The sequence below is a fragment of the Nitrosomonas sp. Nm58 genome (assembly GCF_900107335.1).
In the GTDB taxonomy this organism is placed as follows: domain Bacteria; phylum Pseudomonadota; class Gammaproteobacteria; order Burkholderiales; family Nitrosomonadaceae; genus Nitrosomonas.
Map to the genome: position 1 here is coordinate 13,044 of NZ_FNPQ01000002.1, position 25,767 is coordinate 38,810.

Here is a 25,767-nt window from a genome sequence, read left to right on the forward strand (position 1 = left end):
GTTAATATGTCCCGTTTTTCTTGAATTCTTCAATTGCTTCTGATAATGCTTGCTCAGTCGCTTCATCCATATTTTTGGTTGTTTCAATCTTATCCATGATTCCAGCGTGCTGACTACGCATATAGCTTCTCAAAGCAGATTCAAATGCCAAACCTCGCTTGACTTCGACATCATCAAGATATCCTTTATTCAGTGCAAATAGAGTCAATGCCATCTCTGATACACTCAATGTAGCAAATTGTGATTGCTTCATCAGCTCGGTTGCCATCTTTCCTCGCTCAAGCTGCTTACGTGTTGCTTCATCCAAATCTGATGCAAACTGTGCAAAGGCAGCCAGTTCTCGATACTGCGCTAACGCTAATCGTATCCCTCCGCCAAGTTTTTTAATTACTTTGGTTTGTGCCGCACCGCCTACACGTGATACTGAGATACCTGCATTAATAGCAGGACGAATACCTGCATTGAACAAGTCTGTTTCAAGAAATATCTGTCCGTCAGTAATGGAAATTACGTTCGTAGGCACGAATGCAGTTACGTCACCTGCTTGTGTTTCAATAATTGGCAATGCTGTTAACGAACCTGTTTTTCCTTTAACTGTGCCATTAGTATATTTTTCAACATAAGCAGCACTCACTCTGGCTGCACGTTCAAGGAGACGAGAATGTAAATAAAATACGTCCCCTGGATAGGCCTCCCGACCTGGAGGTCGGCGGAGTAATAAAGATATTTGGCGATAAGCCCAAGCTTGCTTAGTTAGATCATCATATACGATGAGCGCATCTTGTCCTCTATCACGAAAATATTCACCCATTGTGCAGCCTGAGTAGGGGGCTATAAATTGCATTGCAGCTGACTCGGACGCCGATGCCACGACGACAATTGTGTATTCCATTGCGCCATGTTCTTCTAGCTTGCGAACGACGTTAGCAATTGATGAAGCTTTTTGCCCAATTGCCACATAGATGCAAATCATGTTCTCACCTTTCTGATTGATGATTGCATCTATTGCAACAGCCGTTTTTCCGGTCTGGCGATCCCCAATAATTAATTCGCGCTGCCCCCGCCCAACTGGCACCATGGAATCAATAGCTTTAAGTCCAGTTTGAACCGGCTGATCTACAGATTGACGCCATATAACACCTGGTGCAATTTTCTCTATGGGCTCTGTTCCCTGTGCAGTGATAGGTCCTTTCCCATCTATGGGTTGTCCTAATGCATTAACTACCCGCCCTAACAAGCCTTCACCAACTGGAACTTCTAATATCCGCCCTGTACATTTGACTGTATCGCCTTCAGTGAGGTGCTCATATGCACCCAGAATAACCGCACCGACTGAATCCCTTTCTAAATTAAGTGCCAAACCGAAGGTATTGCCTGGGAACTCAAGCATTTCACCTTGCATTACATCTGTGAGTCCATGAATTCGGACGATTCCATCCGTTATTGATACAATGGTACCTTGAGTGCGAACCTCCGAAGAAATTGAAAGTCCTTCAATCCTATTTTTAATCAGCTCGCTGATTTCTGCTGGATTTAACTGCATTTTAATAACTCCTAGCTTTTGAGGGCAACAGACATGGTTTCGAGTTTACCGCGTACGGAGCTATCAATAACTTCATCGCCAATTACTATCTTTACTCCGCCTATTAACTCTGGATCTATGTTTACTTCTGCTTTGATTTTACATTTGAATTTATTTTCAAGCACCGAAACTAATTTCTCTAATTGATCATCTGAAATAGCGTACGCTGAAATAATGTTTGCCTCTAGTATCCCTTCATATTGAGCCTTTAGTAGTTCATACAAGCCACTCAATTGCGGAAGCACTTCTAAACGATTATTTTCAATCAATAGAGTAACTAAATTTCTCCCTTCATTATCGAGCTCATCTCCACAGATTTCTAAAATTATTTCTGATAGCTTATCTGTTGCTATGCTTGGATTAGTCACAAGGGCTTGTATTTGTTTTACAGAGGTGACATCTGTAATAACTTTCAGCATATCTGACCAAGACGATAATGTATTCTTTTCTTTTGCTAACTTAAATACTGCCTCAGCATAAGGTCTAGCAATTGTTATTTCCTCAGCCATTACTTCAACTCTTCTTTTATAGATGCAAGTAGATCAGCATGCACTCTGGCATTCACCTCGCGACGCAATATTTTTGTCGCTCCTGCTAACGCCAAGTCCGCAATTTGTTGACGCAACGCCTCTTTTGCTGCAAATACTTCATGCTCAATTTCAGCCTTGGCACCAGTCAATATTCGCTCGCCTTCGATCTTCGCATTTTGCTTGGCTTCTTCAACAACTTCTGCTGCTCGCTTCTCAGCTTGCGTGACAATTTCTGCTGCGCGTTGCTTGGCTTCTTTCAATACTTCTGAAGATCTCTGACTTGCAAGTTCTAGTTCTTTTTTACCACGCTCACCAGCAGCTAAGCCATCAGCAATTTGCTTTTGACGTTCCTCAATTGCACGCAATAGTGGTGGCCACACGAATTTGATCGTAAACCATATAAATACCGAAAAGGCTACTGCTTGTGATATGAGTGTAAAATTAATATTCATAGCCAGCTTCGTGTAAGTTTTTTATTAAATACGAATGAGTATTATTGAACTACCGCTAATAGGGGATTACCAAAAGCAAATAGCATTGCCAAACCAACAGCAATAATGAATGAAGCATCCGTCAAACCTAATAATAAAAACACTTTACCTTGCAAGGTTGGAATCATTTCTGGCTGGCGTGCAGCACCCTCAAGAAATCGACTACACATAATGCCCACACCAATACATGCACCCGCTGCACCGAGCCCAATCATCAAACCAATGCCGATACCGGTGTAAGCTTGTATCATTGCGAGAAATTGCAAGTTTTCCATATTTTTCCCTTCCTTAAAAAAATTTATGTAAAAAAATCTTGTGTCTAATCTATTTAATGTGATTCATGCGCCATTGAAAGATAAACCACTGCTAGCATCATAAAGATAAATGCTTGTAGCGCAACTATAAGTATATGAAAAATTAGCCATCCTACACTCAGAATCACGCTAAAAAAGGATCCCGTAACACCAGTCGCAGCCCACATACCTAGTAGTAGAAAAATAATCTCTCCTGCGTATATATTTCCGAAAAGCCGCAAAGAATGGGATAGCGGTTTAGACACATATTCAATCATGTTAAACAGTAAATTCAGTGGCCACAGTATGGGATTTTTACCAAATGGCGTGCAAAATAGCTCATGCATCCAACCACCTAATCCTTTAACCTGAATGTTAAAGAATATCATTAGTAACCATATTGAGAGCGCTAATGCAAAAGTGGTGTTGACATCCGTGGTTGGAACACTACGCCAATTATGCAACCCAAACACGTGCTCATATATCCAGGCCATAATATCGATAGGTAAAAAATCCATCATATTAAGCAACAATACCCAAACAAAAATAGTTAATGCTGCCGGCGCTATGAATGTATGCCTATTTCCATGAAATGTATTTTTTACCTCGAAATCAACAAATTCAACGAGTAGCTCTACAAAAGCCTGTCGTTTAGTAGGCACGCCAGGGGTTGCTCGGCGAACGATTAGCCATAAGAAACCCATTCCCAGCACACCGAGAATTACTGACATTACCAATGTATCTACATGTAATGTCCAAAAGGGTTCTTCTCCTACTGATTTAGTTAAATTAGTAAGATGATGGGTTATATACGAGGTTGGAGTAAGCTCAAGATCTGATGCCATTATTGAATTATCTGTTATCTAATTTTGTCATTTAATATCTTTAGAATCATTTGTTACAAATAAAGCCATGCTAAAGATAATTACTGTCATGATAAATACCCCGATAAACGCGGTTGGATTAACTTCTTTATACGCTGCAAATACAGCCCAAAGAGAAGCTATTATTACAATGATTTTTACTGCTTCTGCTCTTAAAGCCGTGCGTATCGCGCCACCTGCTGTATATCCTTTATGACTCGAGATTATGAGTGCATAAATTGTAGAAGATATTACACTGACCATTCCTCCAAGGAATCCTGAAACAGCACCATGTAACCCTAATATCCACCCAAATACTAGCGCCATAAATGCTGTTAACAGCACTTGCCAGCGGATCACTACGTGCAGTGATCTATTTCTTATCCAAGGCATATAAATTATTATTACCCTCGCTCAGAACCGAAAAAGTATGCAGCTACACGCTCATATAAAAGAACGCGGATTCTACCCTGCTAGGCCTCATCAGTCAACGCAGAATGATTCAATTTCGTACTATTAATATGAAATAAGCAGAGATCATCTGATAGATTCCAAAATGTTTAGCGGAATAGATCAAGCATTTTTCATTTCAAGCGCAGTAATCGACTTTCAACCACAAAGTGGTTGAAAGAAATATGGCAATGTCAATAAAAAAATCAGTTATATATAATTCTTTTTCTGAAAGAAAGTAGAAGAAGTATGCCATTAAAACGAGCTTCCTCTACACGTCAAGATTAGTTACTCGCAATGCATTTTTTTCAATGAACTCTCTACGTGGCTCTACTATATCACCCATGAGCGTTGTAAAAATTTCATCAGTGAGAATACTGTCTTCAATTTGAGCACGTAACAAACAGCGGTTAGCGGGATCCATGGTGGTCTCCCATAATTGTTCTGGATTCATTTCGCCTAATCCTTTGTAACGCTGAATATTTACCCCTTTTTTTGCTTCTTCCAACAACCAATCAAGCGCTTCCTTAAATTCACTAATCGACTGCTTTTCCTCTCCGCGCTTGACTATTGCATGATCCTCTATTAAACCGCCAAGAACTTGCGCTGCTTTTTTTATTTGTGAGAAATCACTACTTTGGAGAAAATCCTGATCAAGATAGCTGATCTGAACATTACCATGATATACGCGAGTTATCTTAAGGCGGAATTGCTCAAATACATCATCGAATTCTGCAACGATTTCAACATCATGAAGTAATGAAGTGAGCTTGGCTGCGCTATCCACTGTTGACATCTCATTACTTAAATCGATATCTGGTTGCTTTAGCAAGGCGTACAATACGGCACTGTCAATAAGCCGGCTCATCCGCTCGATAACCGCTTCCGCCAGCAAATACTCACGAGCAATATTTGCCAGAGTTTCTCCTGTAAGAGGAGGTTTGCTTTCATGAGTATAAAGTTCAGCATTCGTTAACGCTAACCCTAGCATGTATTGTTTCAGCTCATAATTATCCTTGACATAACGCTCCTGTTTCCCATATTTTATTTTGTAAAGTGGTGGCTGAGCAATATAGATATGTCCACGTTCAATCAATTCAGGCATTTGCCGATAGAAAAATGTCAGTAACAGTGTACGGATATGCGAGCCGTCGACATCTGCGTCAGTCATGATAATGATACGATGATAACGCAGCTTGTCCGGATTATATTCATCTTTACCAATACCTGTTCCGAGGGCTGTAATCAGCGCAACGATTTCCTGTGAGGAAATCAATTTGTCAAAGCGAGATTTTTCGACGTTCAGTATTTTACCTTTGAGCGGCATGATCGCTTGAAATTTCCGGTCCCGCCCTTGTTTTGCCGAACCACCAGCAGAATCCCCCTCCACCAGATAGAGCTCACAGAGCGCTGGATCTTTCTCCTGGCAATCAGCAAGCTTTCCAGGTAACCCCATGCCATCTAACACTCCTTTTCGCCGGGTTAATTCTCGTGCTTTTCTGGCAGCTTCGCGGGCTCTCGCTGCATCAATGATCTTGTTACAGATTGTTTTAGCATCGCTCGGGTATTCCAGCAAAAACTCCGACAGTTTTTGTGCCACGATTTCTTCTACGACAGGGCGCACTTCAGATGACACTAGCTTCTCTTTGGTTTGTGAAGAAAACTTAGGTTCGAATAACTTAACTGATAACACACAGGTCAAGCCTTCACGCATATCGTCACCTGTGGTATCAACCTTGGCTTTCTTGGCCAATTCGTTTTTTTCAATATAGCTATTAAGCGTACGCGTCATCGCAGCACGCAAACCAGTCAGGTGAGTGCCACCATCCTTTTGGGGAATATTATTGGTAAAACACAAAACTTGTTCGGTGTAGCTATCATTCCATTGCATCGAGACTTCCACTGCAATATTTTCCTTCACGCCCTTGGCATAAAAGATGGCAGGATGCAAGACAGTTTTGGTTCGATTGATGTATTCGACAAAATTACGAATACCACCTGCAAAAGCAAATACTTCTTCCTTATCGTTACGTTGATCAATCAGTTTAATTTTGATGCCATTATTAAGAAAAGAAAGCTCACGTAATCGCTTTGCGAAGATGTCATAGTGAAAAGTTATATCACTGAAAATTTCCTTATTTGCCAAGAAATGAACTTCAGTTCCATGCTTTTCAGTTTCACCGGTAATCGCGAGGGGTGAAAGCGGCACACCTTCATGAAATTCTATATGATGAATTTTCCCTTCTCGGCGAATTGTCAGACGCAGCCACTCAGATAACGCATTCACTACCGATACGCCGACACCATGCAATCCTCCAGATACTTTGTAAGAATTATCATCAAACTTTCCGCCTGCATGTAATTCAGTCATCACGATTTCTGCAGCCGATCGTTTTAGTTCATCATCCCGCTTTATTCCAGTGGGAATACCTCGGCCATTGTCGTGCACACTGACAGAGTTATCAGAATGGATAATCACGGTGATTTCGTCACAGTAGCCTGCCAATGCTTCGTCGATCGCATTGTCGACGACCTCAAATACCATGTGGTGTAACCCAGTGCCGTCACTGGTATCGCCGATATACATACCAGGGCGTTTACGAACAGCATCAAGTCCTTTTAGAATTTTGATGCTATCTGAATCATATTCACGAGATTTGCTGAGGGGGTTTTCGCTCATTGTGCTTGATCACTTTTAGTAATGCTTGTTGAAAAAATTTTTTGCCGAATAATTTTGAAATTTTTTATAGTCGCATCGGCATTACGACATATTTAAAATGATCATTCCCTGGAATGGTAATCAAAGTACTGCTATTGGCATTTTCAAAAGCACATTGAACGCTATCACTATTGAGATTATTTAGTACATCCAATAGATAAGTAATATTAAAACTGATATCAATAGTATCCTGGTTATATTCGATTTCGAGATCATCTTGAGCTTCTTCTTGTTCACTATTCTTGCAAACAATACTCAATGTACCGTTTGAAATAATCAATCTTACACCACGAAACTTTTCACTCGCATTGGAGAGGATGGCAACTCGTTGCAATCCTTGCAGAAAATTCAAGCGATTTATATTGAATTGCTTAGTATTATTTTCAGGAATAGCGCGATTGAAATCGGGAAATTTCCCTTCAATGACTTTGGAAAACAATACCGTATCAGAAAAGGCAAAGCGTACTTTTTTTTGAAAGATTTCTATGACAATAGGTTTTTCACTATCAACAAGTAACTTTGAAAGTTCCAGCACTGTTTTCCGGGGGATGATTGTTTCCTTTCTCTCCCATTGATCTTCCAATTCAATAGAAGCATAGCCAAGACGATGACCATCGGTGGCGATCACTTTTAGGTGCTTGCCTTCGACTAACAGTAATAAGCCATTTAGATAATAGCGAATATCCTGTTGTGCCACTGCATATTGGACTAAGTGCAGAAGATTTTTAAATTCTTGTTGCTGAAGTGTCAGTGTGATCTCAGGCACGTCCTCTTTAGCCATTCTCGGAAAATCATCTGCAGGAAGTATTTGCAGACTGAAGCGGCTTTTCCCCGCGTTTATTTGTAGTCGATTTTCGCGTTTTGTTAAGGTAACTTCAGTATTGGAAGGAAAAGTACGCAGGATATCTAACAGCTTTTTTGCTGAAACGGTGACTGCGCAGAATTCCTGAGCGACTAATGTTTCAGTACCTTGTGAAGTTGAATACGTTTCGATTTCTATTTCAAGATCAGTGGTTACAAAAATAATTTTTCCACTCTCTTCCTTGATTAGCACGTTGGAAAGTATTGGCAAGGTATGACGCCGTTCGACAATTCCACTAACTGCTTGCAAAGGTTTGAGCAAAAGATCCCGGTTGGCTTTTATTAAATTCATATTTTAAACTTTAATAATAGTATATAAATGCAGGTCAATTCCGGTATATCTCTAAAAATAGATTAAATATCAATCATCTGAATAAAATTTCTGCCCGGTATAAGATAACGACTTGACTTGGATAATTTGTGGATAAAATTAAGCAATTACTTTTATTTCAAGTTATCCACAAATTATTCAGATTTTTCTCACAAGATATCGGCATCAACCGCGAAGGATGTGTAATAAAGCATTATAATCACGACTTATAGTGGGATCAGAAGCCCGTAATTCCGTAATTTTCCGGTAGGCATGCAGTACAGTCGTATGGTCTCTTCCGCCAAAAGCTTCACCAATATCTGGCAAGCTTAATTGCGTAAGTTCTTTGGCAACGGCCATGGCAATCTGCCTGGGCCTTGCCACGATGCGCGTACGTTTTTTAGAGTACATTTCAGCTACTTTGATTTTGTAGTAATCAGCAACGGTTTTTTGGATATTCTCGATGGAGATTTGGCGGTTCTGGACAGCTAACAAATCCTTCAATGCTTCTTTTGCCAGCTCCAAGGATATAGGTTGGCCTATAAAGCGTGAATAAGCCAGTATTCGCTTCAGAGCACCTTCCAGTTCACGAACATTTGAGCGGATATGTTTAGCAACAAAAAAAGCGACGTTTTCATCCAGAGCAATTTTTTCTATTGATGCTTTCTTTAATAGAATAGCTACACGCATTTCTAGTTCTGGTGGCTCAACCGCAACCGTTAAGCCCCAGCCAAACCTTGATACAAGACGTTCCTCTAGCCCCGAAATTTCTTTTGGATAGCTATCACAGGTGATGATGACTTGTTTATGGGCTTCGACGAGTGTATTGAAAGCATAGAAAAATTCTTCTTGTGTGCGATTCTTGCCACCAAAAAATTGCACATCATCAACAAGCAAAACATCTAGCGAGTGATAATACAGCTTGAATTTATCAAATGATTTATGCTGGTAGGCGCTGACCACATCAGAAACATATTTTTCGGCATGAACGTAGCGTACCTTTGCTTCGGGATCGTTTGCTAAAACATAATTACCAATAGCTTGAATTAAATGCGTTTTACCTAAACCAACGCCACCATAGATGAATAACGGGTTGTATGCGATCCCGGGGCGTTCAGCAACCTGAATGGCACCCGCACGGGCAAGTTGGTTAGCTTTGCCGGTAACAAAGCTATCAAAAGTAAAATTTGGATTAAGATGACTGGCGTTTCTTTTTTTCGATGCAGGCTTGGCAGCAATGGTTTGGACAGAACGGTTGCTTACATTTACATTGTGTAGGTTTTCATCATTAGAGGTTTTTGCTTCAGCGGTGTTTCCAAGTATTAATTGAAAGTGAATTTTCTTGGAAAAATGTTGCTGAGCCATTACCTCAATATGAGGTATGAAATTGTCTTTAACCCACTGCAGCACGAATCCATTTGGCGCAATCAATACTGGTTGATCGTCACAACCCTCGGAAGTGTCTAATTGTAATGGTTTAATCCAGGTATTGAATTGCTGAGCATTGAGCTCTTTCTTGAAGTGCTTAAGACAGGAGTACCAGAAAGTTTCTATTGCCTGCATAGGTGGAAGATTCTAGTTAATCTGAAATTTATTTTAAACTGCAATTTTTTCATGGGGTATTCTACACTGTTGTTTGAAGACGCGCCGAAACCTCATTTCTAATTATCAATAACAGATTGATAATTAGAAATAAAATCAGGGTATTTCCACTTATAAAGATGAAAATGGATACCAGATTTCTGGGAGGTCACTGTTTTGTGGATAACAATAGTATAATAGAGGACTATTGATTTAGTCTTTTTTCATGTGGTAATCAGTTTGCCTCCCCTGTTATCAATACCTTGTTGATCAAAAACGAAACCGCTTCTCGAGTCTTGCTGCCAGTGCTCATGACAGCTGAACGAAATTCTGATTTAAGAAAACATATAAGGAATTGTTGATGAGCTTGGATGTCAACCCAATATCAATATCCTTACAACCTGCCGTCCATGCACATGGACTGGGTAAATGTTATCAGCTATATGCACAACCTAAAGATCGTCTAAAGCAGTTCCTATGGCGGGGAAGACGCCGATATTTTCGGGAATTATGGGCACTACAAGGAATCAATCTGGAGATCATGCCGGGCGAAGTAATAGGAATCATTGGTCGCAACGGTTCAGGTAAATCAACTCTGTTACAGCTCATCTGCGGCACATTAACACCAACCTGTGGCGAGGTACGGGTAAATGGGCGTTTAGCAGCCTTACTGGAGCTAGGAGCTGGATTCAATTCAGAGTTTACCGGGCGTGAAAATATCTGGTTGAATGCTGCCATTATGGGGTTGACCCAAGAAGAAATCGCAGATCGGATTGAACAAATTATCGATTTTTCAGAAATCAGGGATTTTATTGATCAGCCGGTCAAAACCTATTCGAGTGGAATGTATGTGCGATTGGCGTTTTCAGTAGCGGTGAGCATTGACCCTGACATTCTGATCATTGATGAAGCACTTTCAGTTGGAGATGGTTCATTTGCACGGAAGTCGTTTAATCGCATCATGCAGTTGAAGGAAAGTGGCAAGACGATCTTGTTTTGTTCCCATTCGCTTTTTCAAATCGAGTCGCTGTGTTCTCGGGTGCTTTGGATCAATCAGGGCAAGCTTATGGCAGAAGGAGATGCAAAGAATGTCGTGTCAGCTTATCAGACGTTTTTAGACAGAAGTGTGCTGGAGACAACCGAGCAAGCCTCTGCCCCCGAAGAGGAGGCTGTGTCGGCTAATTTGCCCCATACTGGCGGATATGTGTACGGGCATGCGCGTCTAGATAAAATAGATATTCAGATAGATGGGGGAACGGACAGTAACGCTATAGTCAAAAGTGGTCAATCAACAGTTGGGGTGAAAGTATCGTTTGTTTCCGATCCCGCGGTTCCCTGCCCAACAGTTGCGGTTACCCTCCATGCCATGGATGGGCGGATGCTGACAAGTGCCGCTACCTGGGAAGATCATGTCACGTTGCAGCGTACCCTGAATGGATCGGGGCAGATTAGTATTGCTTTTGAACAATTGCCTTTACTCAAAGGGGAGTATTTAATCAGCGTCTATTTGCTTTGCGAGCAGGGCATACACCTCTATGATTCAGCAAATGGTGTAGCTACCTTACGTGTACAGCAGGAAGGCAGGTTACAAGGCTATTTCGCAGTACCACATACATGGCAAGCCAATTAATGAAAAGTAATATTCTCCAGTTGGCACAGGCGTTAGTTTCAGATACACCTGAAACATCATCCACAAAAACTAACGATGGCATCGATTTGCAGCCTGAGGCAACATCTCCTTATAAAGATCTGACCTTTCCTCTCAATGTTTATGCGCACGCTTTACTGTTACAAGAAGGGCGAGTGGATTATCTGCATTACGGATTGTTTCAGGAGGGCCAAACAAATCTCGGGATGGCGCAGCAATATTTGACGAATTTGCTTTTGAGCCGCTTACCTTCCGCGCCTTGTCGTATCCTGGAAGTAGAGGTGGACTTGGGAACGATTTTTTCTTTATTCACCCAAAAAGGCTATCAGGTCCGCGGTATCGTCCAGGATGCTCAACAGATTGCACAGATACATAAGCGTCTCGGTATCCAAGCACAAGTAACCTGTCAGCGATTGCAGGATTTTGAAGCACCTTCGGGCAGTTTTGATGTCCTGCTATTTCAGGAGTCCAGCCAAGATATCGAGCCCTTGGTCATTTTTAACAAAGGGCTCGATTTGCTGCCTGATGGCGGGAGTTTGCTAATAGTCGACGAATTTGCCTTAGGTCGAGTCGAGGCTAGTGCGGAGGGATTGCATCTGCTCAGTGATCTGCTGGCATTAGCCAATCGCCTGGGATTTGAGCTGGTCGAGCAGCTAGACTTAGCTGATATGGCGGCACCCACGCTGGCTTATTGGCTTCGCGTGACAACGCTCCAGCGGGAACGATTGATGAATGATCTTTCCTTGAATGCTGAGTACCTTGCACAATTGGATGAATTTAATCGGAAATGCCAAGAAAAATATGCGTGTGGGCGATGGGGTTATGCATTGTTGCATTTCAAAAAAAAATCGAATCCTACGTGGCGTTTGCGTTTGCTCGAAGAAAATCGGGCGCCTGACATGCTTGCTCTGTTTGAGCGGATTTTTGGCCATAGCATGTCGTCTGCGATGTGGCAATGGAAATATGGTGGCGGGCGAGGCCGTGCCATAGGGGTATGGCGTCAAAACCAGTTGGTTGCGCATTATGGAGGTATGACCCGAAAAATCCTGTTTTTTGGCCAGCCACAAACGGCAGTACAAATTGGCGATGTCATGGTGGATAGCAAAGAGCGGAGTGTACTCACAAAAAGAGGCCCTTTTTTTCTTATGGCGGCTACCTTTCAGGAATATTTTGTTGGCTACGGCAAATCCATTTTAACCGGTTATGGTTTTCCGAATGAACGTGCTATGCGCGTTGCAGAGCGCCTACGTTTGTATACGAATGTTGGAGATATGTCGGAATTCGAATGGCCCGCGTTGAAAGGAACTCCACGATGGCTGACTCGATTACAGGCAGTGGATAGCTCAAACATTGAGGAAGCCCGGATCGTTACAGCTATTGATGAATGCTGGCAGAAAATGGCGGAAGATTTAAGAGAAGCATTGGTCGGGGTGCGCGATTGGCGTTATTTACGGTATCGTTATCTCGATCACCCCCATCAACGTTACCAGATCGTATTGATAATCAACCGTTTTGATGGAAAGAAACGGGGTTTGCTTGTAATGCGGCATGATTCGGAAAGTAGTGAAATCATGGATTTAGTTGCGCCATTACGAGAAATTCCGCTATTAATAGTGCACGCAAGAAGACTGGCTAAAATCAATGGTTGCAGTAAGGTGTTTTGTCGCATTACGGAAAACTTTGCACCCTGTTTTATCACCACCGGTGGCATAAGGAAAGAACTGGAAATGGCTATTCCTGCTCCTATCTGGAGTGATGCCCCAGCAGCAGAGATGCTACATAATCGCTGGTGGCTGATGAGTGGAGACACTGACTTTCGTTGATTAGGCTTGCTCCCAGCTTAAATTTCTGAAACATGTTTATTTTTATTGTTAATGGTACTCATAATTAGGTTTTGGCAGTGAAGCTATGAAAATTCTCATGGTTACGCGTGAATCCCAGGCTGATAAACGTTACGGCCTGGGGCAAAGTCTGATGCCCTTAATTGAGGAATTTCGGCTCCGTGGCATTATGGTAGATTATATTTGCCAAACTGACTTAGGGGTACGGTCAATTTTGTGGCAGCATCGGCTTCACCGCTTACTCGTTAGCCTGACCCGGATTAGCAAGACTGATACTGATTTTTTGTCTCTTCTTTATGGCATTCTTGAACGTTTTAACATGGGTCGGCTTGCTGCCAAGCAGGCGGCAAAGTATGGACACACTCATGTACATTGTCACGATCCTATCATTGCCGCGGGTTTCCGTTTTTTTGCCAGATTTAATTCAGGATGCCGCGCCATATGGGGAGTCACTGAGCATGGGTTTGGCTGCTACGCTCAGGCCATTCACGAAGATGGTGCTCGACTTGGCCGACAGATAATGCGCGTGATGCGCAATTGGGAAGCCAGTACGTTGCTTGCCGCTTCTTGGGTAATCGCACCAACCCGTAGTGGTATTGCCCAGCTTGCTGGCGATTTGGGGATTTCTCCGGCACCTGCAAGCTGGCACTCCGTGGTCCACGCACGTCCCGTGCTTAACCACTATAGCAAGGAGGCAGCGCGAAACCAACTTGGCTGGGATGACGCGGTTTATATGCTGGGGGTAGGCCGCATCGCGCCGGTCAAACAGTTCCCGCTGCTGGTCGAAGCCTGTTCCAGGTTAAAAATAAAAAAAGATCTTCAATTGGTTATCCTCGGTGAAGGAGACAGCGGGAGTCTGCAGGAACTGGCGCGGCGGCTCGGACTTAGCCGAGAAATCATGTTTGCTACCACCGAGAACATGGGTCTATACCTTTGTGCCGCCGACTTGTACGTCAGTGCCTCAGCTTCTGAATCCTTCGGTTTAGCCAATCTAGAAGCCTTGGTAGCAGGTACGGCAGCAGTTTGTACTGCAGTCGGTGGTGTACCCGAGGTAGTAGGTGGTGGCGCGCTCTTGGCTGAACCAACTCTGGAGTCGCTGACCAGGACCATACAATGCTTATTAGATGATGACGAACTTCGCAAAGCAATCGCACAAAAAGGACATGCAAGAGCCGAAATTTGGCCTAATATCATCGAGATTACAGATGCTTATGAAGCGATTTATCGACAAGCGGCAGCAAGCCAGGATAGCCCAGCTAAGGCTTTGCCCGTTACCGACTCCACTGATTCCAATTGAGAACGGAAAAATACTGGTTTTTGCACCCCACCCAGATGATGAAGTATTGGGTTGTGGAGGTACACTGGCGCTACTCCGGCAGAATAAGTGTGCAATCAAGGTCGTCTACGTTACCAATAGTACTGGCACCGACAATCTTGGTGCGGATGCTCCAGCAGTTCGCCGCCTGGAAGCAAAAGCAGCGCTCTCAGTGCTCGGCATAGACGACTTAGAATTTCTCGACGAACCTGATGGTAACTTTCGCAATTCGACCCATTTCGAAAAAAAGATTCATAGCTTGTTGCGACAATTTGATCCAGATTGGCTTTTCTTACCATCTGTGCTCGATTACCATCGAGACCATGTGTCCATCGGCCAGGCTATTCTGTCATGCTGGCAGCGTTGGGGAGGTGCTGCACGGGCATTCATCTATGAAATTTGGAGCCCACTTCCCGCTACCCTGGTGGTAGACATTGGTAGTGTGATCCATCTTAAGAAACAAGCAATCTCCAAGTATGCACTGCGACTCGCACATTGTGATTACCTCTCCGCTAGCATTGGGCTGGCCAGCTATCGTGGTCTTTATCTTCCTAAAAAGGAAAGACCTAACTATGCGGAAGCATTTGTTGAAGCCGAAAAGAGGGTAATGTGGAAAGGGCTACTACAAGCAATGCTAAGCTTGCGCTTCTACCTTGAAGGATTTTTGAGGGGTTGATTTAGCCATTTTCTTAAACCTTTTTAACTGATGCTGCATTCAAAAATGTACGAGAAAGACAATGTTACTCTTCCTCTGGTGAGCATTATCATCCGCAGTATGGATCGTCCGACGCTGTCAGATGCGTTAGATTCGGTTGCTTTACAAACCTATTCTAATTTAGAGGTGTTGGTGGTGAATGCTAAGGGAGAGCATCACTCTGAGATTGGCACAACTTGTGGGGTTTCTCCTCTGCGACTGATTAATCAGGGTGGGTTGCCTCTAGGAAGAAGCCAAGCTGGAAATATTGGATTAGTCGCTGTGCAAGGCGCATATTTTAGCTTCCTAGATGACGACGATACGTTTGACCCTGATCATTTCAGTCGCTTGGTTGCTGCGCTTAAAGCAAGCGACCAAGAAATCTTGATCTATGCAGGGGTACGCTGTATAGATCGGAGTGATTCTGAACGCAAGATCCTCAATTTATTTGCTGAACGCTATGAAGAGGGTAAATTGCTGGCAGGTAACTTTATACCTATTCACGCACCGCTAGTACCTAGCAAGTTTCTACAAAGGGGAATTTTTTTTGATGAATCGTTAGATGTTTATGAAGATTGGGATTTCTGGCTACAAATTGCCAGATACTATCGTTTTACCTTGGCTGATCAGGTGACGGCTACCTACTTCATAAATGGTGGTTCTGGTGTTAATCCAATTACAGTAGATGAAGAGAGAATGCGCCAGGCAACTCTTACCCTCTATGAGAAATGGCTGCCGCGTCTAACTTCCTTGGAATTGTGGCAGCTATCTCGTCTCTATCATGATCGTAATCGAGCGCTTCATATTTCTTATCGTGAAACAGAATTACTTAAACACAATCTTGCCGGAGTAAGCAGTGAGCTTGCCAGAGTAAGTGGTGAGCTTGCCAGAGTAAGTAGTGAGCTTGCCGGAGTAAGTGGTGAGCTTGCCAGAATCAATGATAATTTGATGCATAAACAAGCAGAACTGGTTTCTGTTTACGAGTCTTCCTCGTGGCGAATCACTGCTCCACTGCGCAAATTGGTGCAATGGTTGAGAAGTTTATAATCATTCGTTACATTCGAGAGTTTACCATGTTGAAGAAATACAGCTATCTTGCGAACTTTGTTTATCATGCAACGCGTAGCCATGGAGGAGTGACTGGACTAGCCCGCAAGGCATGGGCAATTTACCGTATGGAAGGTCATGGTGGTCTGTTACGCAGACTTCCATTGAGACGACAACAGGCACTTGCAGCAGCACGTTTTCGCAAGAATACCTATCTTGCGCGTGATTTAGTCAGTGGCGAATTGACTGATTTGCGCCCAAATGGCGGAATCGCAGTTATCGCGCATGTATACTACCCTGAATTGTTCGATCAGATGGCCATCGCACTTGAAAATATTCCCTGGACTTCCGATTGCTATTTATCGGTAACTAACGATACTGCACGCAAAGTTGTTCTTGCACGTGCTCGCCAGATTGTACGAATAGGCAAACTGGAGGTTCGTGTTGTACCCAACCGTGGTCGTGATATAGCGCCATTATTAGTCGAATTTTCTAAGGTGATCCGGCAATATCGCTATGTTTTACATATACACAGTAAAAAATCATTGTATTCAGGGCGTGAACGAGTCGAGTGGCGTGATTATCTGTTTGAGAATTTGTTAGGAAGTGAACGAAGAATAAGGCATATTTTTCAACAATTCATCAGTAATCCAGGGATTGGTTTGATTTATCCGGATACTTTCGAAGGTGTACCCTATTGGGCACATACTTGGCTGCAAAATCGTGGCATTGCACTCACGTTGGCTCAGCAATTAGCAATTGATATTGAGCATTGCAGTTATGTTGATGCTCCAATGGGATCAATGTTCTGGGCGCGGGTAGAAGCGTTGCGCCCCTTGCTTGACCTTAATCTGAGCTATGCTGATTTCCCTGAGGAACAAGGTCAAACCGACGGTACGCTTCAGCATACGATCGAACGTCTATTTGTTCCAGTAGCTCATGCAGCTGGTTTTAGTCAGCGCGTCATGCTTGCAGCCGAAGATAATACAACTTTATTCTTCAGTCCTGGCCGAAAAAATTTGCATCATTATTATGCGGTTAGCACGAAAAGTAGAATTCTATCGGCTGCTGCGAGTATGGATATTGTTTCTTTTGATATTTTTGACACCCTCCTGGTACGTCAGTGGTTTTTTCCGGATAATTTATTTGCATATCTGGATGAAATGGTTAAAACCCGCTTCGGTATTACTGATTTTGCGCGTTTACGTAAACAGGCTGAGCGGTTGGCGCGCCTTGAGTGTTCTGGAGGAGATGTCGATATAGACGCTATTTATACTGCTTTTGGTAAATTGTGTGGGCGACCTGAAGATGTGCCAGCTATACGAGCCATGGAAGAATCAGCAGAGCTCACCGCATTAAGACCTCGCGTAGATGTCAGAGAGGCAGTACAGCAGTTGAAAGCAAGAGGCAAACGTGTCGTACTGGTTTCTGATATGTATTTACCAGAAGATTTTCTACGCAGCGTCCTCGCTCAACATGGTATCGGCATGTATGATTCGCTCTATCTTTCTTGCGTAACCGGTTTGAGAAAGGATCGAGGTGATCTGTGGGCTGCCGTTGCTCAGAAAGAAAATGTGGCGCCTCAGCGATGGTTGCATGTCGGTGATAATGAGCATTCTGATTTACAAGTTCCGCTTGATTTTGGTTATGCCCACCCAGCCCATGTGATGCGTGCTGCTGATCAATTCTTTCTTTTTAACGAGGAGATGCAACGTTGGCTTCAACCCAATATCTGGCAGGAAGGGTTATTGCTTGGATTAATGGCGAACCGGATCTTTCTACCAGGCTACGCTCATGTTCCAATTTCTATTAATGCAGATGAGCGCAGCATTGAAATCAACAGCTTAAGTGATTTCGGTTATCTCGTTATCGGACCAGTATTAACTGTCTTCATGGCTTGGCTGATTGGACAAGCTCGTCAGGATAAAATTGACCTATTACTTTATGCGAGTCGTGAAGGCCATTTGTTAAAACAAGCCCATGATCTGATCGCTATGCGTCAACATATTCCTGAGGGTCAGTATTTCCTTTGTTCCAGACGAGTGGCGATGATCGCTGCCTTGCGTGATGAAACTTCAATTGGTCCATTGCTTAAGGCTCACTTTAAAGGATCATTTGCTGATCTGCTGCAAAAACGGCTGGGTATCGAGAACACGATTCCGTTCTTAGAGCGATTGGGATTAGAACGCATGATGCGTCCCGGAACGCTGCCGGAAGATTCAGCGATTTATCGCACCCAGCTCTTGGAGTGTTTAGACTTACTTACGAATGAAGCTTTGTCTGAACGAATACTCTATCAGCGTTATGCAGAGCCCCTCATAAAGGGGCGGCGCTCAGCACTGGTTGATATTGGCTATAGTGCCACGATGCAGCGTGCACTAGCTACCTTTATGAAGGGTATTGCTGGAGGTTATTATTTTGTGACGGTGGAACAATCAGCGGAGGTTGATCGGTTTGAGCAATTTGCCAAAGGATGCTTCGGTCATCGTATTAATGCTTTTCACGCTGATTTACCCATTTATCAATTTTCATTACTGCTTGAGGCAGTCTTAACGGCCCCGCAGGGTCAATTGCTGGGTTTTAGGGACGTAGCGGGAAATGCTGTGCCGCACTTCAAAGCCCTTGGCTTAGCACAACAACATTTTTCTGACCTAGAGGAAATTCACAAGGGTGCATTAGATTTTTTGAAGGATGCGCTTGATATATCAGGAGATCTTTTTGAAAGTCTTGGGCATCACTATGGAGCAGCTAATCTTCCGATACGCCAGACGATGGAATATCGCTGGAAACTAGGTATCCACACACCTGCTCTCCATGTTGAGGATAACTACTCAGGAAACGAGGAAATTTCTATATTTGAGTTTTATGATAAAAAACGCGAACGTTTTCCGGGTGTACTCGATTAGCTGATCTATATTATAGGAAGTTACCTTTTATGAGAATTAGCTATGTTAGGCCATCAAGCGAATGTTAGGTCGCAGATTTCTGTAGTGACTGTAAATTACAATGCAGGATTATTCTTAACGGATTGCCTTCAAGCGGCGCTAGAGCAAGCCCGGCACGTGATTGTGGTCGACAATGCTTCCTCCGATTCAAGTCTGGTTGAGCTAGAAAAAAGGTTTCCAGCGGAGCATCGTTTGCAAATCATTCGTCTCGATAAAAATGTGGGATTTGCTGCGGGTTGTAATATTGGCCTGAAAGCAGCCACAACCCCCTTTATCTTGTTTTTGAATCCAGATTGTATGTTGACACCCGGCGCTGTGGTGCGCCTGATGCAAGTGATGGAGGCAGATAGCCGAGTGGGTATGGTCGGTGGGCAGTTACTCAATTCAGATGGGAGTGAGCAAGGCGGTAGCCGGCGCGCAATCCCGACTCCCTGGCGTTCACTGGTGCGAGCAATAGGATTGCATCGCTTGGCTAAATATTGGCCACGCCTTTTTTTTGATTTTCATTTACATCATCAGCCGTTGCCGGAGAAACCGATTGAAGTCGAAGCGATCTCAGGTGCGCTAATGCTGGTGCGCCGGGAAGCCATCGAAGAGGTTGGCGCCTGGGATGAGGGCTATTTTCTTCACTGCGAAGATCTCGACTGGTGCATGCGTTTTCGACAGAAAGGCTGGAAGATATTGTTTGCCCCCGAAGTGCAGGTATTGCACTACAAGGGCGTGTGCAGCCAGGCCCGCCCTATTTTTGTTGCGTGGCATAAACACCGGGGGATGGTGCGTTTTTACCAGAAATTTTTTCGCGATCAATATCCCGGTATTTTGATGTGGCTCGTTACTGTGGGCATATGGGTACGTTTTGGGGCAGTTGTGGCCTTTCACACGATCAGTCATCTTGGCAGTCTATCGGGATTACGACGTGGCTGACCGATGCATGGGGGTATTTGGCGCGACCAGTTCTGTTGGAAAGTGCGTGTTATCGTTGTTAGCACAGCATGGCTGGCAGGCCGCAGCATTTTCCCGCCAGCAGATTGAAGCGGAAATCATGCTACAGAGCCCGACCGTGGCCTGGCATCAGCTAGCGTACGGGTTCTCTATGGAAAAGGGTGATAAAGAAATAACTTCATGGTTATATTTAGCGCCGATCTGGACATTGCCGGCTTACTTCGATTTTCTGGCAGCACAAGGGGCACGACGGATTGTGGCATTGTCTTCAACAAGTATTTTCACCAAAGATGATTCTTCTGACAGTGGGGAAAAAAAGGTGGCGCAACGCCTCGCTGAAGGAGAAGCAAATTTACGCGCATGGGCCGAACAGCGCGGTATCACCTGGATTATTCTGCGCCCGACACTCATTTACGGACAAGGTCGGGATAAAAATATTACTGAAATAGTCCGATTTATTCGTCGCTTTAAATTTTTTCCCTTGCTTGGGGACGCGCAAGGCTTGCGTCAGCCGGTTCATGTAGAAGATGTGGCCGCCGCTTGCGTTGCAGCATTTTTAGCAAGTAATGTAGCCAATCGGGCTTATAATATCAGCGGCGGGGAGATAGTTAGTTATTGTGAAATGATCAAACGGATCTTCAAGGCATTGGATCAGCCGACCTGTTTGTTAACGATACCTCGCTGGACTTTTCGATTGGCAGTCAATATATTGCGGCGATTACCCCGTTATCGCCACTGGACAGTGGCGATGGCCGAGCGAATGAATCGTGATCTGGTGTTTGATTGCTCGGAGGCATCACGTGATTTCGGCTATACATCCAGGCCATTTCTGTTGGTGAAAGAGGACCTGCCTTGATGGTTATTTAGAAAAATATTTTCCCGGGCGAGAAACATTACCCATAGCCTAATAACTTCTCTGCTATAAAAGCAAAAGTAAACTTGATTTTATAGTCAAGCCAAGTAATATTCCGCAACGGATAGATTTTTACATGACAGGGCAACTGATTTTTCTGGCATATTGGGTGTCCCGGAAATTCTGTTGCACATTAACATTTTTACATGAAAGCAAAAAATACGCCTTATAGCGAACTTGCAGAGATATTAATCAGTTTTAGGCGCGCATTTCGTACTGTTGGTGTTTTCAGCGCAGTCATTAATTTGCTGATGCTGATGCCAGCTTTATACATGCTGCAGCTCTATGACAGCGTATTGACAAGCCGCAACGAAATGACATTGTTGATGCTGACGTTGATCATGTTAGGCGCTTATGTATTCATGGGCGCCCTGGAGTATGTTCGCAGTTTTGTTTTGATACGGGTGGGTGCGCAGTTTGATCTGAAAATGAACAAGCGTGTGTATACCGCAGCTTTCGAGCAAAGTTTGCGGCAAGGTAATAGTAATGCGGGCCAGGCTTTGCAAGATTTGACTAATCTACGCCAATTTCTGACGGGTAACGCTTTATTTGCTTTTTTTGATGCACCTTGGTTTCCGATCTATCTTCTGGTCATTTTTCTGTTTAATGTCTGGCTGGGTGTGTTTGCTTTGTTAGGCACGGTAGCCTTGGTGTTGCTTGCCTATATCAACGAAAAAGTATCACATAAACCGCTTGCTGAGGCCAATGCCATGGCAGTGGCCTCGACGACGCTGGCTACCAATAATTTGCGTAATGCTGAGGTGATCGAAGCCATGGGCATGCTGCCCAATTTGCAAGCGCGTTGGTACAAACTCCATGGTAAATTTTTGAATTTACAGGCAGAGGCAAGCGAAAAATCAGGGGTGGTCAGCGCGCTTAGCAAAGCGACTTCGGTTGCATTGCAATCACTGATGCTGGGACTGGGTGCACTGCTGGTACTCGATGACAGTATCTCTCCTGGCATGATGATTGCGGGTTCAATTTTGCTGGGTAAGGCGATTGGTCCGGTACAGTTGCTAATCAGCGTCTGGCGGCAATTTGGAAATACTCGCAGCGCCTATGAGCGGCTGACAAAATTACTCGAAGAAAATCCTGACCGTCAGCCTGGTATGGCCTTGCCCAAACCGAAGGGCATAGTGTCGGTTGAAAATGTCATAGCAGCCCCGCCCGGCTCAAAAGTACCCGTTATCAAGGGATTGACATTTGCTCTTGCGGCCGGAGAAGTATTGGGTGTCATTGGGCCAAGCGGCTCAGGCAAATCTACGCTTGCGCGCTTGCTGGTTGGGGTATGGCCTGCTACCGCGGGTAAGGTGCGGCTCGATGGCGCAGATGTATACCAGTGGAATAAGGATGAGCTGGGGCCCCACATTGGTTATTTGCCTCAGGATATCGAGTTGTTTGCTGGCACCATTAGTGAAAATATCGCGCGTTTTGGTGAGATCGACTCTGAAAAGGTGATTCTGGCAACTAAGCGAGCAGGGGTTCATGAAATGATTCTGAGCATGCCTAAAGGCTATGATACGTTGCTGGGAGATAGCGGCGGCGGCCTTTCCGGTGGACAGAAGCAGCGTATTGGTCTGGCGCGCGCTTTGTATGGAGATCCCTCACTGATTGTGCTGGATGAGCCCAATTCCAATCTCGATGATGTGGGTGAGCAAGCTTTATTGGCGGCAATTATTGATTTGCGCAAGCGGGGTAAAACGATCGTAGTGATCACCCATCGCACCAGTATTATTGCTGGGACCAACAAGCTGCTGTTATTGCGCGAAGGTGTGCTTCAGATGTTTGGGCCAACTAATCAAGTTCTGGCTGAATTAGGTAAACAACAGCAGCAGGCGCAACAAGCGCAATTAGCACAACGGCAGGCTAAGGAACAGACTGCTTGATCAGCAGTGAATCCACGCGCAAAGAGGCAGGTTCCGGTTTGGCATCATTCACATGACTGGCAAACAGAGAGGTGTATAAAGCCGCCACGTATATGTTTAATGATTTCTTAAGTACGTAACCGTGCAGGGATAGAATAGAAATATATGAAGCTCATAAGTCAAAAAGATTCGACAGCGACTGAGGCTGCGGTCATAGATGCCGTAAGTCCGGTCCAGACGGATGAAACAACCCATGCTCGTTTCGGCTGGTGGATCGTTCTGGTTGGTGTCGGTGGCTTTTTGCTATGGGCAACCTTGGCACCGTTAGACAAGGGGGTGCCGCTATCCGGATCGGTGATGGTGGCGACTAATCGTAAAGCAGTGCAACATCAAACGGGCGGCATTGTGGATGATATTCTGGTGAAGGAAGGGGATAGGGTCAAGGCCGGTCAGGTGCTCGTGAAGATGAATGATATTCAGGTTAAGGCACTGGCAGAAGTAACGCGCGGTCAGCTCATTACTGCCAGAGCTGTCGAAGCGAGGTTGATTGCCGAGCGGGATAATAAACCTGACATTGATTTCCCCCCTTTTCTGCTTTCTTCAGTAGATGATTCCCGCGCTATCGGTAGTGTCGCGTTGCAGAAACAATTGTTCATTTCACGGAACGCGGTGTTGAAACATGAATTAGCCGCGCTGGATGAAAATATTGCGGGCCTGAGCGCTCAGTTGCGTGGCTTGGAATCTTCTCGCGGGAGTAAGGAGCAGCAACTGCAGTTTCTGAAAGAGCAGCTTGAGAATATGCGGGAATTAGCACGAGAAGGTTATGTACCGCGAAATCGTGTGCTCGAGCTAGAGCGTACGCATGCCCAATTAAATGGCGATATGTTTGCGGATACCGGCAATATCGGTCGTATCCAGCGGCAGATTTCAGAGCTTAATCTGCGCCGAATCCAGCGCCTGGAGGAGCATCAGAAAGAGGTCCGGCAACAATTGACGGATGTGCAGCGAGAGGCGGAAGCGCTTAATAGTCGACTATTGGCGCAGGATTTTGAATTGGCTAACGTTTTGGTAAAAGCGCCGGTTGATGGTATCGTGGTGGGGATAAATATCTTCACGCGCGGCGGAGTCATTGGACCGGGGTTTCGTATAATGGATATTGTTCCAACAGAAGATTTACTGGTCATTGAAGGGCAAGTGCCGGTTCACCTTATTGACAAAGTACATGCGGGTCTTGACGTGGATTTCATATTTACAGCCTTTAATCAAAATAAAATCCCGCGCATATCCGGGTTTGTGACGCATGTGTCGGCTGATCGTTTGATCGATGAGCAAACGGGCATCCCTTATTACCAGTTGAAAGCCAAGGTAACACCGGAAGGCATGAAATCGCTTACTGAATTTCAAATACGCGCAGGAATGCCCGTGGAAATTTTTGTAAAAACCGGCGAACGTTCGCTGATGAATTACCTGTTAAAACCCATTCTTGATCGAATTCATACCTCGCTTGTGGAAGATTAGCCGTGTCACTGCGCTTGTTTAAGCCATCCCTGTTATCCGTATTCACTCTTGCCTTGCTGTGGCAGGCGGGGGGCATTCAGGCAATAGGCTTATTAGAGGCTTATGAAGCCGCATTGAGGAATGACCCGACATTTCGCTCGGCTATTCATGAAAATGAAGCGGGTCAGCAAGCGATTGCGCTTGGCCGGGCGGGCCTGTTGCCAACCTTATCCGTTAGTCATATGCAGGGGATGAGCCGGGGTACACAAAAGATTGATGATGACAATCGGCTTACTCCCGATAAATCAGATCTCGATTTTAATAGCCAAGTGACGACCCTTACATTGCGACAACCGCTTTTGAATATGGAAGCAGCGGCTGCTTATAATCAAGGCTATGCACGGGCCAATTCCAGCCAAGCCAAATTTATGGGCCAAAGCTATGAGCTTGTCGTGCGATTGGTGGAGGCCTATGCGAAAACGCTGCTTGCTCAAGATCGCCTGAGCCTGGCAAAAGCACAGAATAATGCGTTAGAAGAATTAAAACGGGTCAATGAAAACATGCTGAAGCGAGGCGAAGGTACTCAGACGGATGTGCTTGAGACACAATCCAGGCATGCTTTGTCAGAAGCTCAAGTGATTGAGACGCAAGATGAACTGGATGTTGCCCGCTTAGCCTTAGAAAAAATAGTAGGGCATGAGGTGGCGCAACTTGATTCATTATCCAGCTCTTTTAAAGCACAACCGATTCATCCACCTGATTTTGAGAGTTGGCGAGAGATGGCGCTTGAACGCAATGCTGAACTGGTGACCCAGCGGCATATCGTGACATCCAGTCAACTTGATGTGAAAAAAAGTCGCGCTGGTCATACCCCTCGCGTTGATTTGGTCGCAAGCCTGAACAAACAGAATTCTGCATCTTTTATTGTGCCAAATCGTGATGCAACTTTTGCCAGCGTTGGCGTAGAAGTCAGCTTGCCCTTATATGCAGGCGGGAGAGTCGTTGCCACCACCCATCAGGCGCAAGCGAATCATGCACGTGCCCAAGCTGATTTGGATGCAATGAGTGATAAAGTTCTTGTGGAATTGCGCAGACAATATCAGCTACTGCAAAGCAGCATTAAACGAATAGAGTCACTGGAACTAGCGGTCGACTCAGCGTTTCTGCTGGTGCAAGCCACCGAGAAAAGCATTCAGGGAGGCATACGTATCAATCTTGATTTGCTGGATGCGCAAAGCCAGCTTTTTTCCGCACAGGTTGATCTGGCGGAAGCCCGGTATAATTATCTGCTTGCCTATCTACGATTACGGTTAGTGGCGGGCACGCTGATTCTTGATGACCTAGAAAAGGTTGCCACCTATTTCGTTGCAAAAAATTAAT

Annotated in this window: 20 protein-coding genes; 11 read left to right on the forward strand and 9 right to left on the reverse strand. The window is 44.6% G+C overall.

The annotated features are described in order from the left end of the window. Position 1 precedes the first annotated feature (1 nt). The 9 genes from atpA to dnaA all read right to left on the reverse strand — a co-directional run bounded on the left by atpA (position 2) and on the right by dnaA (position 9,662). Positions 2 to 1,543 carry a F0F1 ATP synthase subunit alpha gene (gene atpA, locus BLW34_RS01725; RefSeq protein ID WP_090539833.1) on the reverse strand — a complete coding sequence of 514 codons (1,542 nt, stop codon included), beginning with the start codon at positions 1,541 to 1,543 and terminating at the stop codon, positions 2 to 4. Between the two features lie 11 nt (positions 1,544 to 1,554). Then, entirely contained in the window at positions 1,555 to 2,091 is a 537-nt protein-coding gene (locus BLW34_RS01730) for a F0F1 ATP synthase subunit delta (protein WP_090574800.1), read from the reverse strand. Further along, on the reverse strand, positions 2,091 to 2,564 hold the full coding sequence (locus BLW34_RS01735) for a F0F1 ATP synthase subunit B (RefSeq protein WP_090539836.1): 474 nt from the start codon (positions 2,562 to 2,564) through the stop codon (positions 2,091 to 2,093). Before BLW34_RS01735 ends, BLW34_RS01730 begins: the two co-directional genes overlap by 1 nt. Before the next feature lie 41 nt (positions 2,565 to 2,605). Continuing rightward, positions 2,606 to 2,878, reverse strand: coding sequence for a F0F1 ATP synthase subunit C (gene atpE / locus BLW34_RS01740; RefSeq protein WP_090539839.1), 273 nt, complete (start codon positions 2,876 to 2,878; stop codon positions 2,606 to 2,608). 53 nt (positions 2,879 to 2,931) lie between these two features. Beyond that, positions 2,932 to 3,741: a F0F1 ATP synthase subunit A gene (gene atpB / locus BLW34_RS01745; RefSeq protein WP_090574803.1), complete on the reverse strand. Its 810-nt coding sequence runs from the start codon at positions 3,739 to 3,741 to the stop codon at positions 2,932 to 2,934. Between the two features lie 27 nt (positions 3,742 to 3,768). Beyond that, positions 3,769 to 4,152 carry an ATP synthase subunit I gene (locus tag BLW34_RS01750; RefSeq protein ID WP_090574806.1) on the reverse strand — a complete coding sequence of 128 codons (384 nt, stop codon included), beginning with the start codon at positions 4,150 to 4,152 and terminating at the stop codon, positions 3,769 to 3,771. Between the two features lie 328 nt (positions 4,153 to 4,480). After that, entirely contained in the window at positions 4,481 to 6,889 is a 2,409-nt protein-coding gene (gene gyrB / locus BLW34_RS01755) for a DNA topoisomerase (ATP-hydrolyzing) subunit B (protein ID WP_090574809.1), read from the reverse strand. Positions 6,890 to 6,953: 64 nt separating this feature from the next. After that, positions 6,954 to 8,081 (reverse strand): DNA polymerase III subunit beta, encoded by a 1,128-nt coding sequence (gene dnaN / locus BLW34_RS01760; RefSeq protein WP_090574812.1) that lies wholly within the window; start codon positions 8,079 to 8,081, stop codon positions 6,954 to 6,956. Positions 8,082 to 8,285: 204 nt separating this feature from the next. Next, entirely contained in the window at positions 8,286 to 9,662 is a 1,377-nt protein-coding gene (gene dnaA / locus BLW34_RS01765; RefSeq protein WP_090539850.1) for a chromosomal replication initiator protein DnaA, read from the reverse strand. A 379-nt stretch (positions 9,663 to 10,041) separates the two neighbouring features. On the opposite strand from dnaA, the gene BLW34_RS01770 reads away from it, so the two are divergent. The 11 genes from BLW34_RS01770 (at position 10,042) to BLW34_RS01820 (ending at position 25,766) form a co-directional block, all read left to right on the forward strand. After that, a complete protein-coding gene (locus tag BLW34_RS01770; RefSeq protein ID WP_090574815.1) occupies positions 10,042 to 11,310 on the forward strand; it encodes an ABC transporter ATP-binding protein in 1,269 nt (422 codons plus the stop codon). Further along, positions 11,310 to 13,151: a GNAT family N-acetyltransferase gene (locus BLW34_RS01775; protein WP_090575115.1), complete on the forward strand. Its 1,842-nt coding sequence runs from the start codon at positions 11,310 to 11,312 to the stop codon at positions 13,149 to 13,151. Before BLW34_RS01770 ends, BLW34_RS01775 begins: the two co-directional genes overlap by 1 nt. Positions 13,152 to 13,236: 85 nt before the next feature. Then, a complete protein-coding gene (locus BLW34_RS01780) occupies positions 13,237 to 14,466 on the forward strand; it encodes a glycosyltransferase family 4 protein (RefSeq protein WP_090574818.1) in 1,230 nt (409 codons plus the stop codon). Continuing rightward, positions 14,381 to 15,160: a PIG-L deacetylase family protein gene (locus tag BLW34_RS01785; RefSeq protein ID WP_177165916.1), complete on the forward strand. Its 780-nt coding sequence runs from the start codon at positions 14,381 to 14,383 to the stop codon at positions 15,158 to 15,160. The genes BLW34_RS01780 and BLW34_RS01785 overlap by 86 nt, the downstream gene beginning before the upstream one ends. A 45-nt stretch (positions 15,161 to 15,205) precedes the next feature. After that, a complete protein-coding gene (locus BLW34_RS01790) occupies positions 15,206 to 16,225 on the forward strand; it encodes a glycosyltransferase (RefSeq protein ID WP_177165917.1) in 1,020 nt (339 codons plus the stop codon). Between the two features lie 26 nt (positions 16,226 to 16,251). Continuing rightward, the gene (locus tag BLW34_RS01795) at positions 16,252 to 19,131 is read left to right on the forward strand and encodes a rhamnan synthesis F family protein (protein WP_177165918.1); all 2,880 of its coding nucleotides are present in this window, start codon (positions 16,252 to 16,254) and stop codon (positions 19,129 to 19,131) included. Positions 19,132 to 19,215: 84 nt separating this feature from the next. Continuing rightward, positions 19,216 to 20,094, forward strand: a complete 879-nt coding sequence (locus BLW34_RS01800; protein ID WP_256203528.1) for a glycosyltransferase family 2 protein — start codon at positions 19,216 to 19,218, stop codon at positions 20,092 to 20,094. Further along, positions 20,063 to 20,968, forward strand: a complete 906-nt coding sequence (locus BLW34_RS01805) for an NAD-dependent epimerase/dehydratase family protein (protein WP_256203529.1) — start codon at positions 20,063 to 20,065, stop codon at positions 20,966 to 20,968. Before BLW34_RS01800 ends, BLW34_RS01805 begins: the two co-directional genes overlap by 32 nt. Before the next feature lie 203 nt (positions 20,969 to 21,171). Beyond that, entirely contained in the window at positions 21,172 to 22,911 is a 1,740-nt protein-coding gene (locus tag BLW34_RS01810; RefSeq protein WP_090574832.1) for a type I secretion system permease/ATPase, read from the forward strand. Positions 22,912 to 23,055: 144 nt separating this feature from the next. Beyond that, complete coding sequence (locus BLW34_RS01815) at positions 23,056 to 24,408, forward strand: HlyD family type I secretion periplasmic adaptor subunit (protein ID WP_090574835.1); 1,353 nt, start codon at positions 23,056 to 23,058, stop codon at positions 24,406 to 24,408. A gap of 2 nt (positions 24,409 to 24,410) precedes the next feature. Then, positions 24,411 to 25,766, forward strand: a complete 1,356-nt coding sequence (locus BLW34_RS01820) for a TolC family outer membrane protein (RefSeq protein WP_256203530.1) — start codon at positions 24,411 to 24,413, stop codon at positions 25,764 to 25,766. Position 25,767: the final 1 nt, after the last annotated feature.

Excerpts from the sequence above, each read along its gene's own strand:
- atpA (WP_090539833.1), bottom strand. The coding sequence starts at position 1,543 with ATGCAGTTAAATCCAGCAGAAATCAGCGAGCTGATTAAAAATAGGATT.
- BLW34_RS01730 (WP_090574800.1), bottom strand. The coding sequence starts at position 2,091 with ATGGCTGAGGAAATAACAATTGCTAGACCTTATGCTGAGGCAGTATTT.
- BLW34_RS01735 (WP_090539836.1), bottom strand. The coding sequence starts at position 2,564 with ATGAATATTAATTTTACACTCATATCACAAGCAGTAGCCTTTTCGGTA.
- atpE (WP_090539839.1), bottom strand. The coding sequence starts at position 2,878 with ATGGAAAACTTGCAATTTCTCGCAATGATACAAGCTTACACCGGTATC.
- atpB (WP_090574803.1), bottom strand. The coding sequence starts at position 3,741 with ATGGCATCAGATCTTGAGCTTACTCCAACCTCGTATATAACCCATCAT.
- BLW34_RS01750 (WP_090574806.1), bottom strand. The coding sequence starts at position 4,152 with ATGCCTTGGATAAGAAATAGATCACTGCACGTAGTGATCCGCTGGCAA.
- gyrB (WP_090574809.1), bottom strand. The coding sequence starts at position 6,889 with ATGAGCGAAAACCCCCTCAGCAAATCTCGTGAATATGATTCAGATAGC.
- dnaN (WP_090574812.1), bottom strand. The coding sequence starts at position 8,081 with ATGAATTTAATAAAAGCCAACCGGGATCTTTTGCTCAAACCTTTGCAA.
- dnaA (WP_090539850.1), bottom strand. The coding sequence starts at position 9,662 with ATGCAGGCAATAGAAACTTTCTGGTACTCCTGTCTTAAGCACTTCAAG.
- BLW34_RS01770 (WP_090574815.1), top strand. The coding sequence starts at position 10,042 with ATGAGCTTGGATGTCAACCCAATATCAATATCCTTACAACCTGCCGTC.
- BLW34_RS01775 (WP_090575115.1), top strand. The coding sequence starts at position 11,310 with ATGAAAAGTAATATTCTCCAGTTGGCACAGGCGTTAGTTTCAGATACA.
- BLW34_RS01780 (WP_090574818.1), top strand. The coding sequence starts at position 13,237 with ATGAAAATTCTCATGGTTACGCGTGAATCCCAGGCTGATAAACGTTAC.
- BLW34_RS01785 (WP_177165916.1), top strand. The coding sequence starts at position 14,381 with ATGAAGCGATTTATCGACAAGCGGCAGCAAGCCAGGATAGCCCAGCTA.
- BLW34_RS01790 (WP_177165917.1), top strand. The coding sequence starts at position 15,206 with ATGTACGAGAAAGACAATGTTACTCTTCCTCTGGTGAGCATTATCATC.
- BLW34_RS01795 (WP_177165918.1), top strand. The coding sequence starts at position 16,252 with ATGTTGAAGAAATACAGCTATCTTGCGAACTTTGTTTATCATGCAACG.
- BLW34_RS01810 (WP_090574832.1), top strand. The coding sequence starts at position 21,172 with ATGAAAGCAAAAAATACGCCTTATAGCGAACTTGCAGAGATATTAATC.
- BLW34_RS01815 (WP_090574835.1), top strand. The coding sequence starts at position 23,056 with ATGAAGCTCATAAGTCAAAAAGATTCGACAGCGACTGAGGCTGCGGTC.